The sequence below is a fragment of the Rhizobium alarense genome (assembly GCF_021555155.1).
Classification (GTDB): Bacteria; Pseudomonadota; Alphaproteobacteria; order Rhizobiales; family Rhizobiaceae; genus Rhizobium_D; species Rhizobium_D alarense.
Window position 1 is genome coordinate 10,298 of record NZ_JAKGBU010000019.1, and the last position, 12,854, is coordinate 23,151.

The 12,854-nt window shown below is 66.4% G+C and carries 14 protein-coding genes; 3 read left to right on the forward strand and 11 right to left on the reverse strand.

Annotation, left to right across the window (positions count from 1 at the left end; translation table 11 throughout):
* Both LXM94_RS08115 and trxA read left to right on the forward strand, forming a co-directional pair.
* The coding region (locus LXM94_RS08115; protein ID WP_235770659.1) for a 3'-5' exonuclease at window positions 1–1,438 on the forward strand (1,438 nt) is incomplete at its 5' end.
* A 75-nt stretch (window positions 1,439–1,513) separates the two neighbouring features.
* Complete coding sequence (trxA, locus tag LXM94_RS08120) at window positions 1,514–1,837, forward strand: thioredoxin (protein ID WP_235770660.1); 324 nt, start codon at window positions 1,514–1,516, stop codon at window positions 1,835–1,837.
* Between the two features lie 48 nt (window positions 1,838–1,885).
* Here trxA and LXM94_RS08125 read toward each other — a convergent pair whose 3' ends face one another.
* The 5 genes from LXM94_RS08125 to LXM94_RS08145 are packed head-to-tail and all read right to left on the reverse strand — an operon-like array spanning window position 1,886 to window position 6,931.
* Window positions 1,886–3,229, reverse strand: a complete 1,344-nt coding sequence (locus LXM94_RS08125) for a bifunctional folylpolyglutamate synthase/dihydrofolate synthase (RefSeq protein WP_235770661.1) — start codon at window positions 3,227–3,229, stop codon at window positions 1,886–1,888.
* 14 nt (window positions 3,230–3,243) lie between these two features.
* Window positions 3,244–4,155 (reverse strand): acetyl-CoA carboxylase, carboxyltransferase subunit beta, encoded by a 912-nt coding sequence (gene accD, locus LXM94_RS08130; RefSeq protein WP_235770662.1) that lies wholly within the window; start codon window positions 4,153–4,155, stop codon window positions 3,244–3,246.
* Between the two features lie 43 nt (window positions 4,156–4,198).
* Entirely contained in the window at window positions 4,199–5,038 is an 840-nt protein-coding gene (trpA, locus tag LXM94_RS08135) for a tryptophan synthase subunit alpha (protein ID WP_235770663.1), read from the reverse strand.
* A 1-nt stretch (window position 5,039) separates the two neighbouring features.
* A complete protein-coding gene (gene trpB, locus LXM94_RS08140) occupies window positions 5,040–6,260 on the reverse strand; it encodes a tryptophan synthase subunit beta (protein WP_235770664.1) in 1,221 nt (406 codons plus the stop codon).
* Window positions 6,257–6,931: a phosphoribosylanthranilate isomerase gene (locus LXM94_RS08145; protein WP_235770665.1), complete on the reverse strand. Its 675-nt coding sequence runs from the start codon at window positions 6,929–6,931 to the stop codon at window positions 6,257–6,259. The genes trpB and LXM94_RS08145 overlap by 4 nt, the downstream gene beginning before the upstream one ends.
* A gap of 130 nt (window positions 6,932–7,061) precedes the next feature.
* Between LXM94_RS08145 and LXM94_RS08150 the strand changes: the two genes are divergently transcribed.
* On the forward strand, window positions 7,062–7,253 hold the full coding sequence (locus tag LXM94_RS08150; protein WP_235770666.1) for a YqaE/Pmp3 family membrane protein: 192 nt from the start codon (window positions 7,062–7,064) through the stop codon (window positions 7,251–7,253).
* Between the two features lie 15 nt (window positions 7,254–7,268).
* Here LXM94_RS08150 and LXM94_RS08155 read toward each other — a convergent pair whose 3' ends face one another.
* The 6 genes from LXM94_RS08155 to LXM94_RS08180 form a co-directional block, all read right to left on the reverse strand.
* Complete coding sequence (locus tag LXM94_RS08155; RefSeq protein WP_235770667.1) at window positions 7,269–8,030, reverse strand: M48 family metallopeptidase; 762 nt, start codon at window positions 8,028–8,030, stop codon at window positions 7,269–7,271.
* Window positions 8,031–8,157: 127 nt separating this feature from the next.
* Entirely contained in the window at window positions 8,158–8,595 is a 438-nt protein-coding gene (locus LXM94_RS08160) for a DUF2852 domain-containing protein (protein WP_235770668.1), read from the reverse strand.
* A 137-nt stretch (window positions 8,596–8,732) separates the two neighbouring features.
* Window positions 8,733–10,016 (reverse strand): polyhydroxyalkanoate depolymerase, encoded by a 1,284-nt coding sequence (gene phaZ, locus LXM94_RS08165; protein ID WP_235770669.1) that lies wholly within the window; start codon window positions 10,014–10,016, stop codon window positions 8,733–8,735.
* A gap of 220 nt (window positions 10,017–10,236) precedes the next feature.
* Window positions 10,237–11,256: a zinc-binding alcohol dehydrogenase family protein gene (locus tag LXM94_RS08170; protein WP_235770670.1), complete on the reverse strand. Its 1,020-nt coding sequence runs from the start codon at window positions 11,254–11,256 to the stop codon at window positions 10,237–10,239.
* Window positions 11,257–11,276: 20 nt separating this feature from the next.
* A complete protein-coding gene (locus LXM94_RS08175; protein ID WP_235770671.1) occupies window positions 11,277–12,248 on the reverse strand; it encodes an ABC transporter permease in 972 nt (323 codons plus the stop codon).
* Between the two features lie 33 nt (window positions 12,249–12,281).
* Window positions 12,282–12,854 (reverse strand): ATP-binding cassette domain-containing protein (locus tag LXM94_RS08180; protein ID WP_235770672.1); only part of this gene is annotated, 573 nt, incomplete at its 5' end.

Here is a 12,854-nt window from a genome sequence, read left to right on the forward strand (position 1 = left end):
GGCCGCGGCCGAGCCGAACCTGGCCGCCGTCACGGACCGGCTGGAGGGCTTCATCACGGCCTCGTCGCGGCTTCCGGTTCACGACTTCTATGCCCGTATCCTCGGTGCGCAAGGCGGGCGGCGGCGGCTGCTGGCGCGGCTCGGCCACGAGGCGGGCGAGATCCTCGACGAATTCCTGACCTTTGCGCTCGAGCAGGAAGAGACGGGCCTTCCCGGGCTGCAGGCCTTCCTGTCGACGCTCGATATGGAGGCGCCAACCGTCAAGCGCGAGCAGGACAAGGGACGCGACGAGGTGCGCATCATGACCGTGCACGCCGCGAAGGGACTGGAAGCGCCGGTCGTCTTCCTCGTCGACAGCGGCGGCAAGGCCTTCAACGCGACGCACATGCCGCATCTTCGCTTCGTCGACGGGGAGCATGGCGGCTTTCCCGTCTGGCTGCCGCTCAAGGCGCTGGCCAACAGCGTGACCGACGCCGATGCGGCAGAGCTCCGCAGCGCCGCGGAGGAGGAGTATCGCCGGCTGCTCTATGTCGCGATGACGCGCGCGGCGGACCGGCTCGTGGTCTGCGGCTACCGCGGCCAGCGCGAAAACCCGGACACCTGGCACGCGATGATCGTCAGCGCCCTTTCCGCCGACGAGTCGCGCTGCAGCGAAACGGCGTTTTCCGCCGGAGCGGATCGATGGAACGGCCTCAGGTGGCGCGAGGCGGGGTCACGCGCTCCGGCCGCCAACCGCCTGCCGGAACGGCAGATCGATCCCGCCGCGCCGCTGCCCGAAACGCTCGGCCGGCCGTTGCCGCCCCAGCGCAACCTGCCGCGACCGTTGAGCCCGTCGGGTGCCGCCGCCGTCGTCGACACCTCCGGCGCCGACCTCATCGTTCCCTCCGCCCTCTTCGCGAGGGGAACGGGCTCGTCGCGGGCGGCCGAAAGGGGCCGCCTGCTGCACCGTTTTCTGCAGATCCTTCCGACGCTGCCGGCCGGCGAGCGGCAGGCGGCGGCGCGCCGCTATCTGGACCGCGCGGCGCAGGGCTGGCCGGCCGCGGAGCGCGCCGCGCTCATCGCCTCGGCGACGGCGGTGATGGACGACCCGTCGCTCGCGCCGATCTTTGCGGCGACGGCGCGGGCCGAGGTCTCCATCATGGGCACACTGACGCTCGGGCGGGCGGACTATGCCGTCTCCGGCCGCATCGACCGCATGGCGACGACCGGCGAGGCGGTGGAGATCGTCGATTTCAAGACCAACCGACTGCCGCCCGCCAGCCTCGATGCCATCCCCTTCGAGCATCGCGCGCAGCTTGCGATCTACCGCGCCATCCTCGCGCCGCTCTATCCCGGACGTCCGGTCCGCTGCGGACTGATCTATACGGAGGGCCCGGCGGTGTACTGGCTCCCCGACGCGATGCTCTCCGCCAGCCTTGCCGAACTCGCGACAAAGTGAGATACCGTGCATTGAAACGGACGCGGGCCGTCCTCACATGACAATCAACATTTGATCACCAAGGAGCAGCCCCTCATGGCTACCGTGAAAGTCGACAAGTCCAATTTCCAGACCGAAGTCCTGAATTCCGCCGAACCCGTCGTTGTGGATTTCTGGGCCGAATGGTGCGGCCCGTGCAAGATGATCGCCCCGGCTCTGGAAGAGATCTCGGCCGAGATGGCCGGCAAGGTGAAGGTCGCCAAGCTCAACATCGACGAGAATCCGGAACTCGCGGCACAGTTCGGCGTGCGCTCGATCCCGACGCTCGCGGTCTTCAAGGGCGGCGAAGTGGCCGACATCAAGGTTGGTGCAGCGCCGAAGACGGCCCTGTCCTCCTGGATCTCGACGACAGCGGCCTGACGATCCCTCGACGGTTCCGGCAATGAGCCCGGCCACGCGCCGGGCTTTTCATTTGGGCGGGGTGCCGTTGTCGGCAAGCACATCACCGACGAGATAGAGCGAGCCCCCGATCAGGATTCGCGGCACGACCCTGTCCTCGTCGACGACGCGGCCAACCGCCGCGAGCGCATCCGCGACGGTTAGGAGCGGTTCCGCGTCGAGCCCCGCGTCCTCCGCGTCTCCCGCAAGCGCGACCGGGTCGAGGCCTGCATCCGAACCGCGGATCGGCACGGTGAACACCCGTTCGGCGATGCCGCGGAACGCGTCGAAATAGCCGCGTGGATCCTTCGTGTTGATCATGCCGGTGATGAGGAAGAGCGGGCGCGGGTCACGCTCCTCGAAGGTCGCCATGGTTTCGGCGATCACCTGCCCGGCACCGGGATTGTGTCCGCCGTCGACCCAGATTTCCGAGCCGCGCGGGGCAAGCCGCGCCAGAAGCCCGTCGGTCAGCTTCTGCAGTCGGCCCGGCCATTCGACGGAGACAAGCGCCCGTTCGATGGCAGCGTCGGAGACCGCGAAGCCGGCCGCCTTGACGGCGCGGATCGCCGCAGCCGCATTGGCATACTGGTGCCGGCCCGGCAGGCGCGGCAGCGGCAGATCGTGCAGACCGAACTCGTCCTGATAGACCAGCCGCCCGAATTCCTCGTAAGCGAGGAATTCCTGCCCGTAGACCGCGTGCGGGCAAGCGAGGCGCTCGGCGGTCTCGATGAGGACCGTGCGCGCCGCCTCTTCCTCCTGATGGCCGATCACGACGGGCGCGCCGCGCTTCATGATGCCCGCCTTCTCGGCGGCGATCAGTTCGACGCGGTCGCCGAGATAGGCCTGGTGATCGAGCGAAATGGGCATGATGACGGTGCAGGCCGGCCGGGCGATGACGTTGGTGGCGTCGAAACGACCGCCGAGCCCGACCTCGATCACCGCCGCATCCGCCGGATGCTCCGCAAAGAGCAGGAAGGTGACGGCCGTCAGGATCTCGAAGACGGTGATCGCCTCCCCGGCATTGGCATGCGCGACGCGGCGCACCGCATCGGCGAGCACGGCATCAGCCACCAGCTGGCCGCGACCGCCCTTCACGCCCAGCCGGTAGCGCTCATGCCAGTTGACGAGGTGCGGCGAGGTGTGGACGTGAACACTCAAGCCCGCCGCCTCGAGGATCGCACGGCTGAAGGCGGCGGCCGACCCCTTGCCGTTGGTGCCTGCCACGTGGATGACCGGCGGCAGCCGCGTGTGCGGGTCGCCGAGCGCCGCGAGCAGACGGGTGATGCGATGCAGCGAGAGGTCGAAGCCCTTCGGATGAAGGGCCAGCAGCTTCTCGATCTCGCGCCCCGCCTCGGTCGTTTCCGCCGCCTCCATGGCAGGTCTCCGGATCAGGTGCTTGCGGCGATGGCAGCGACGCCGTTGCCGGACGCCTTGGGTTTTGCCTCGACGGCCGGCTTCTTCATCAGGATCTTCAGGAGGCGGGCAAGCGTCTCGGCGATGTCGTGGCGCTTCACCACCAGGTCGACCATGCCGTGTTCCAGCAGGTATTCCGACGTCTGGAAGCCTTCCGGCAGCTTTTCGCGGATCGTCTGCTCGATGACGCGCTTGCCGGCGAAGCAGATCTCCGCGCCGGGCTCGGCCAGATGGACATCGCCGAGCATCGCATAGGACGCCGTCACGCCGCCCGTCGTCGGGTTGGTCAGCACCACGATGTAGGGCAGGCCGGCTTCCTTCAGCATCTCGACGGCAACGGTCGTGCGCGGAAGCTGCATCAGCGACAGGATGCCCTCCTGCATGCGCGCGCCGCCGGAGGCGGGGAACATGACGAGCGGGCACTTCTCGGCGACCGCGCGTTCGAAGGCCTTGACGATCGCCTCGCCGGCAGCAATGCCGAGCGAGCCGCCCATGAAGTTGAATTCATGCACGACGGCGACCAGCTTGACGCCGCGCACCCGGCCGAGGCCGGCGACGATCGTATCCTCGAGCTCGGTCTTCGCCCGGCTGTCGCGCAGGCGGTCGACATACTTCTTGGAATCGCGGAAACGCAGCGGATCCTGCGCCACCTTCGGCTGCGGCAGGGATTCGTAGACGCCGTCGTCGAAGAGATCCCTGAGCCGTGCCACGGCCGGCATCTTCATGTGGTAGCCCGAGGCCGGGATGACCCACTTGTTTTCCTCGAGATCGCGGTGAAACACCATCTCGCCGGTTTCCGGGCACTTGATCCAGAGGTTTTCCGGAACTTCCCGGCGGCCCAGCATCGAGTTGATCTTGGGCCGAACGTAGTTTGTGATCCAGTTCACGGTCTAAAGACTCCCGAATTCATCGCATCCCCATGTGGGAATGTCACTCCGCTGCCGCAAGGCGCGAGGCGCGCACGCCCGAGGCAAGGCTGCCGACCAGCGCTTCGACGCCGGCGACGGTCGCCGCGGTCGCCTGGCCGTCCGCCGTCAGGCTGGATGCGATCTGGTTGACGATTGCCGTGCCGACGACGACCCCGTCGGCCGACGCGCCGATGGCGCGGGCGTGTTCCGCCGTCTTCACGCCGAAGCCGACGCAGACAGGGAGGCGGGTGTGCTTCTTGATGCGGCCCACGGCGCCGGAAATCAGCGAGGGGTCCGGCAGCGCCGAGCCGGTGATGCCGTTCATCGAGACATAGTAGACAAAGCCGGACGTGTTGCGCAGCACGGTCGGCAGGCGCTTGTCGTCCGTCGTCGGCGTCGCGAGCCGAATGAAGTTGATCCCCCTTGCGACGGCCGGGATGCAGAGTTCGTCGTCCATTTCCGGTGGCAGATCGACGACGATCAGGCCGTCGATGCCGGCGGCGATCGCGTCGTCCAGGAAACGGTCGACGCCGTAGATGTAGATCGGATTGTAGTACCCCATCAGCACGATCGGCGTGTCCGCATCGCCGGTCCGGAAGTCCCGCGCCATCCGCAGCGTCTTGGCGAGCGTCTGGCCACCCTTCAGCGACCGCTGGCCCGCCAGCTGGATCGACGGCCCGTCGGCCATCGGATCGGAAAAGGGCATGCCGAGCTCGATGACATCGGCGCCGGCGCGGGGCAGCGCCTTCATGATTTCCAGCGAGCTCGCATAGTCCGGATCACCCGCCATGAAATAGGTGACGAGGGCCGGGCGGCCTTCGGCCGCAATATCCGCAAAACGTTTGTCCATGCGTGCGGTCATCTTAGAGCTCCATGCCGAGGATCTTGCCGACGGTGAAGATGTCCTTGTCGCCACGGCCGCAGAGGTTCATCACGATGATCTGGTCCTTGCCCATCTTCGGCGCGCGCTTGATCACCTCGGCGAGCGCGTGGCTCGGCTCCAGCGCGGGGATGATGCCTTCGACGCGGGTGAGCACCTGGAAGGCCGCGAGCGCCTCGTCGTCCATGATCGGCACATATTCGACGCGGCCGGCGTCCTTGAGCCAGGAATGTTCCGGACCGATGCCCGGATAGTCGAGGCCGGCCGAGATGGAATGGCCTTCCTTGATCTGCCCGTCGGCGGTCTGCAGCAGATAGGTGCGGTTGCCGTGCAGCACGCCCGGCGAGCCGGCGGTGAGCGAGGCGCAATGCTCCTCGCCGTCCAGGCCCTTGCCGCCCGCCTCGACGCCGACGATCGAGACCTCCTTGTCGTCGAGGAATGGATGGAACAGGCCGATCGCGTTGGAACCGCCGCCGACGGCCGCGATGATCAGGTCGGGAAGCCGGCCCTCGGCGGCCAGGATCTGCTCCCTGGCCTCCTTGCCGATCACCGACTGGAACTCGCGCACCATTTCCGGATAGGGATGCGGACCGGCAGCGGTGCCGATCATGTAATAGGTGTCGTCGACATTGGTGACCCAGTCGCGCAGTGCCTCGTTCATGGCGTCCTTCAGCGTGCCGTGGCCGGCCGTGACCGGCTTCACCTCGGCGCCGAGCAGCTTCATCCGGAAGACGTTCGGCGCCTGGCGCTCGACGTCTGTGGCCCCCATGTAGACGACGCAGGGGAGGCCGAACCGAGCGGCGACGGTTGCGGAGGCAACGCCGTGCTGGCCGGCGCCCGTCTCGGCGATGATACGGGTCTTGCCCATGCGCTTGGCGAGCAGGATCTGGCCGAGGCAGTTGTTGATCTTATGCGAGCCCGTATGGTTCAGCTCGTCGCGCTTGAAGTAGATCTTCGCGCCGCCGAGTTCGGCCGTCAGCCGCTCGGCGAAATAGAGCGGGCTCGGACGGCCGGTGTAATGCGTGTTGAGGTGCTGCAGTTCGGCCTGGAAAGCGGCATCGGTCTTCGCCTCGTTCCACTTCGCCTCGAGATCGAGGATCAGCGGCATCAGGGTTTCGGCGACGAAACGACCGCCGAAAATGCCGAAACGGCCGTCTTCATCCGGTCCCTCGCGGAACGAATTGAGGTTGGGTGCCTGGTTCACGTGTTTCTCCCTGCGGCCGCTGTCTGGCGAGTCGCCAATCGCGTAGCATCAAAAAAGGCTTCGATCATGGCGACGTCCTTGACGCCCGGCGCGCTTTCGACGCCGGAGGAGACATCGACGCCCGGTGCATCCGTGATCGCCAGCGCCTCGCCGACATTGTCCTTGTTCAATCCACCGGAAAGCATGTAATCGACGCCGTCGTCAAGCGCCCCGAGAAGCGTCCAGTCGAAGGCGACGCCGTTGCCGCCCGGCAGATCGGACCCGGCCGGCGGCTTGGCATCGAGCAGGAACCGGTCGGCGATGCCGATATAGGGCTCGATCGTCTTCAGGTCGGCCGCCTCGCGGATCGAAAGCGCCTTCATGACCGGAAGGCCGTAGACGGCCTTGACGTTCAGAACCCGCTCCGGGCTCTCCCTGCCGTGAAGCTGCAGGATGTCGGGGTGCAGCTGGTCGACGATCTCGTCCAGCAGGTCATTGTCCGCATCCACCGTCACGGCGACGATCCGGACCTTGCCGCGCACCGGATCGGCCAGTGCGGCCGCATCCGCCGGCTCGATGTTGCGCGGGCTCTTCGGGAAGAAGATGAAGCCGATATGGCTCGCGCCCCCGGCGACGGCGCTTTTCACGGCCGCCTCGGTCTTCAGTCCGCAGATCTTGATGTCGGTTCGCATGATGACGCAAGTCGCATGAAACTACAAAAGAGTCGAGCCGAAAGACGGCCATCGCGGACGCGCGCAAGCGCCGCCCTTGGCCGACGCCCCGGCGCGCCTATATCAGACGCCGGAAACGAAAGGACATTCCATGCGGCTGATCATCGCCATCCTACTCCCCTTCCTCGTCTTTTTCACGATCGGGCGTCCGATTGCCGGCATCATCTGCCTGATCCTGCAGATCACGCTGATCGGCTGGCTGCCCGCGGCGATCTGGGCGGTCTACGCGCTCGGCCAGTACAATACCGACCGCAAGATCGAGGATGCGTTGCGCCGGCGCTGAGGCCAGGGGCCGGACTCAGTCGAAATCGATCGCGTGCAGCATCGAGCCGTTGCGCTTCAGCCACCGCTTCGCCTCCTCCGTCCCGGGGCAAAGCTTTGCGCAGAGCGCCCAGAAGGCCGGGCTGTGGTTCATCTCCGCGAGATGCGCCACCTCATGGGCGGCGAGATAGTCAATCACATGCGGCGGCGCCATGGCGATCCGCCAGGAGAACGAGAGCGCGCCGTCGGCCGAGCAGGAACCCCAACGGCTGCGCGTGTCGCGGAAGGTGAGCGACTTCACCTTTCGCCCGATGCGTCCCGCATGGACGGCCACCAGTCGCTCGAGGTCGAGGCGCGCTTCCTTCTTGAGAAACTCGGCGATGCGACGCGGCAGATGGTCCTCCATGCCGCTGACGCGCAGCACCGCCTCGCCATCCACGTGCACCGACTCCGTCAGGCCGCGCAGACGACCGGTCGCCTCGATGCGATGGGCCACCCCGCGCAGGAAGACGTGACCGCCATGCCCGAGCGCCTGTGTCGACCGGAACTTCGCAAGCCGCGTCGTCAGCCACCCCTGGTGCCGGGCAAGAAAATCCTCGACCTCGCGCGCCGGCACGCCGACCGGCACGGTCATGCGCAGGGCCCGGCCGCCGGGTTCGATGCGCAGCGTCAGCCGCGTCGCCTGGGCATGACGCCGGATCGTCAGCGGCAGGCTCCGGCCCGCGACATGAACCTGTCGCGTCTCGGGCGGCGGCGGCGCCTTCAGCGCGCGGCGCGGTTTTCGAAACGAGGAGAACATGGCCCATCCTTAGCCGATTCGCCGGGCATGCGTGCGACGGAAGAGCCGGTCTGCACCGACATCCGCATGGAAAAGCCGACGCCCCGAGGGGCGCCGGCTGCCTTGCTCCATCATCGGGAGAACGCGATCAGTTGGCCGGAAAACCCGGAACCGATCCGGGACCGCCGGAGCGACGCTCGCGCATGAAGCGGTCGAACTCGTCCTGGTCCTTTGCCTTGCGCAACTCGCGGACATAGGCGTCGAATTCCTCGCGCATCTCGTCGAGCTTATGACGCTCTTCCTCCAGACGCTTCAGTTCCGCATCGCGCCAGTCGTCGAAGGCGACGTTGCCGGTCGAATAGCGATGATAGGCGCGGCGGCGGCAGGCACCGCCCTTACGCTTGAACGCGTCGAAGAAGCCGTCGGCGGCTTCGTTCGCATCCTTCCTGAAACCCTTGAGACGCTCCCCGAACAGGATGTAGGCGAGCATGGCGAGGCCCAGCGGCCAGAAGACCACGAAACCCAGCACCATCAGGGCGATGGTCGCCGGCGTCCAGTCCGGACGTATCAGAGCTGACTGGTTCATTTCTCATCTTCCTCACATTCGGCGGGCAGCCACCGTGGCGCCCGTTGCTTTCGATGTGGGAGGACCGCGCCGGTGCTTCAAGGATTTCCCCGAGCGAATCGGACAAATCCCTGAAAACGCGCGGGGAAATCGGCCGGCTACTTGCCGCCGGCCGCCTTGCCGCCCTTGATGACGCGCGGCACCGGCCGGGCGTTGCGGCCGTGTTCGGCGACGAAGGACAGGATGCGCGGCGCAATCTCGCGGCGGAACCGCGAGCCGTTGAAAACGCCGTAATGGCCGACATCCGGCTGCATGTAGTGCAAGCGCATTCCCTCGGGGATGTTCGTGCAGATCGTCTGCGCGGCCTTGGTCTGACCGACGCCGGAAATGTCGTCGTTCTCGCCCTCGACGGTCAGCAGCGCGACCTTGCGAATCGCCGTCGTGTCGACGCGCCGCCCGCGGTGCACCATCTCGCCCTTCGGCAGCGCATGTTTGATGAACACGGTCTCGACCGTCTGCAGATAGAACTCGGCGGTCATGTCCATGACGGCGAGATATTCGTCGTAGAAATCGCGGTGCTTCTCGGCCGCGTCTCCGTCGTTCTTCACCAGATGGGCGAAGAATTCCTTGTGGGCGACCAGGTGGCGGTCGAGGTTCATCGACATGAAGCCCGACAGCTGCAGGAAGCCCGGATAGACCATGCGCATGAAGCCCGGCTGCGGCCACGGCACCGCCATGATGACATTGTCGCGGAACCAGTCGATCGGGCGCTCTTCGGCGAGCTTGTTGACCGCCGTTGGATTGACGCGCGTGTCGATCGGCCCACCCATCAGCGTCATGGACGACGGCGAGAGCGGATCGTTGTCCTCCTCCATCAGCGCGACCGCCGCGAGCACGGGCACGGAGGGCTGGCAAACGGCAACGACATGGGTGTCAGGCCCCAGCGCGTGCAGCATGGCGATGACATAGTCGATGAAGTCGTCGAGGTCGAAAGCACCGTCGGAGAGCGGCACCATGCGAGCGTCGATCCAGTCGGTGATATAGACCTCGGCGCCCGGAAGCAGCGCCTCCACGGTGCCGCGCAGCAGGGTGGCGTAATGTCCCGACATCGGCGCAACGACGAGGATCTTCGGATCGCGCCGGTGGCCCGCGGGCAGGCAGCGCTCGAAATGGATGAGGTTGCAGAAGGGTCGCTGCCAGACGATCTTCTCGTGTACGGATACGGTCTGGCCGTCGACGACCGTTTCCGGAAGGTCGAATTCCGGCTTGCCGTAGCGACGAGTCGTGCGCTCGAAGACCTCCAGGCCCGCGGCCATCGTTCGTCCGAAATAGGTGTGGGAGATCGGGTTCAGCGGATTGCGCAGAGCGAGCCGCATCTGGTCCGCGACCGCCCGCCAGGGCGCCATCATCGCGTGGTTCATTTCATAAAGCTGATAATACATGAGACGCGTTACCTCGTGATCTTCACCGGGCGGCCGCAGAGCTGGCGACCGAGAAACGCACGTGTCGAAGTCCGGTTTCCGCAACTGCGAAAAAGACTATCACGTTTTCGTTGCGGAGCAACAGGAAGCCGAGGCACGTTCATCATTTGCGAGCCTACGCCTCAAGCCTTTCGCGGAGATAAACAGCCGCGCGCCCGATCGGGGCCCCGATTGCGAACATTCAGCCGCCAATGGCGATCACCGCCTTGATCAGCCCCTGTTTCTCGGTCGCCCAGCGCGGCAGGTCATCCACCGCGCCGGCAAGTGTCGTGCGGTGCGTCAGCAGTGCCCCGACCGGCACCAGTCCCGCCCGGATCGACGCCATGACGTGCTCGAAATCCGGCCGCGTCGCGTTGCGGCTGGCGACCAGCGTCATTTCCCGCTTGTGGAATTCGGGATCGGAAAAGGTGATGTCGTCCTTCACGACGCTGACGAGGACCAGCGAGCCGCCATGCGCGACGAAGGCGAAGGCCGCCTGCATCGAACCGGCATAGCCGGTCGCGTCGAAGACCACGTCGAAACCTTCACCGCCGGTCACCGCCGAGACCGCCGCCGCGACATCGCCCTTCGCGACGATGCCGTCGTCGAAGCCGAGCGTCGCGCGCGCCGCGGCGAGCCGCTCGTCGGACGTGTCGAGCAGCGTCACCGCGTGACCGGCAATGCGCGAGAAGAGCGCCGTGCCGAGGCCGATCGGCCCGGCGCCGATGACCAGCGCGCGGGCCCCGGCAGAAATGGCGGCGCGGCGCACGGCGTGCGCGCCGATCGCCAGGAACTCGACGGTCGCGGCGGCCTCGGCGCCGAGGCCATCGGCCGGATAGAGGTTTTCCACCGGCATCGCGATCTCCTCGCAGAAGGCACCGTCGGTATGGACACCGAGCACGCGGATCGCGACGCAGCAGTTGGGCTTGCCCTTTCGGCAGGCGACGCAGGTGCCGCAGGAAATATAGGGGTTCACCACAACCGCATCGCCGGCCGCCAGACCGCAGCCGGCGGGCGCTTCCAGAACACGGGCCGAGATCTCATGGCCCATGATGCGCGGATATTGAAGGAAGGGGTGTTTGCCCTCGTAGATGTGGTAGTCGGTGCCGCAGATGCCGACATGGGAGACGGCGAGGCGGACCCAGCCGGAAGGCGGAGCGCCCGGGCCGGGCCGCTCGGCAAGTTCCAGCCGGCCCGGTTCGATGCAGACGATGGCTTTCATGGGAACTCCCCGCACCCGCGCTACCGGCTGCCGCGCCGGCGAAGCTGGTCGAAATAGACGATGACGATGATCAGCAGGCCGGTGATGATGCGCTGCCAGAACGAGTTGACGTTCAGGAGGTTCGCGCCGTTGTTGATCGTTGCTAGGATGAAGGCGCCGAGCAACGGCCCGTGCACGGAGCCGACGGCACCGAACAGGCTGGTGCCGCCGATGACCGAGGAAGCGATCGCCTGCAGCTCCCAGCCCTCCGCCTGTGTCGCATTGCCGATGCCGATGCGCGAGGCGAGCAGCAGGCCAACGAAGGCAGCGCAGGTCGAGGAGAGGATATAGGCGAGGTAGATCGTGCGGTTGACATTGACGCCCGAAAGCCGCGCCGCCTCGCTGTTCGAACCGACCGCGAAGAGGTAGCGCCCCCAGCGCGACAGGTGCAGGAAGACGAAGGCCGGTATGCCGATCAGCACCACCATCCAGAACAGGCTCGGGACGCCGAGGAAATCGGCGCGCGAGAAATTGGTGAAGCCCTCGTGGCTGATCGAGATCGTCGAACCGTTGGTGATGAGCAGCCCGATGCCGCGCAGCGAGGTGAGCGTGGCAAGCGTGATGATGAAGGGCGGCAGTCCCATGCGGACGATGCCGAAGCCGTGAAAGGCGCCGATCGCCACGCCGATCAGCAGCGTCAGGACGATGGCGATCCAGAGCGGCACGCCGACCTGCAGGAGCCAGGCGATGATGACGCTCGTGAAGCCGACCACGGCACCGACCGACAGATCGATGCCGGCGGTAATGATCACGAAGGTCTGGCCGACCGCGAGGATCGCCGTCATCGCACCCTGCCGCAGCAGGTTGGAGATGTTGTTCGGCGTCCAGAAGCTCGCCGTCGCCAGGCCGAGCACGACCCACAGCGCCAGCAGCAGGCCGAGAAGGGTAAGGCCGAACAGGATGTTCATGCCTTTCTTCGGCGCCGGTGCGCTTTCGGTGGTTTCCACGCTCATGGTCGTCCCTCCCTCATGCTTCTTCTTGTTCCGTCAAACGCCGATCGCCTCGGTCAGCACGTCTTCATGCGTCGCCTCGCGGAAGCCGTGGCTCGCGACGAGACGGCCCTGGCGGAAGACGTGCAGCCGGTCGGCCAGCTCGTAGACCTCCGGCAGGTAAGACGAGATCAGGATGATGCCGGCGCCCTGCTTCAGCAGTTCCCCGAACAGCCGGTAAATCTCCGCCTTCGTGCCGACGTCGACGCCGACCGTCGGCTCGTCGAAGATGAAGAGCCGGGCGCCGTGGCTCAGCCATTTGCCGATCACGATCTTCTGCTGGTTGCCGCCCGACATGGCGGAAGCAAGCACCCGGCGGGACGGCGTCTTGACGCTCAGGTTTCGGATCTGTCTGTCCGCATTGGCGGCTTCGGCAACGCGACCGATGATCGGTCCGTTCGACAACCGCCCGTAGACCGGCAGGTTGATGTTGAGGCCGATCGGCAGGTTGAGGCAGAGGCCCTGGTCGCGCCGGCTTTCGGGCGCCAGCGCGATGCCGAGATCCATCGCCTGACGTTCGCTGCGGATGTCGACCTTCCTGCCGTCCCACAGGATCTCGCCGGCGCGGAC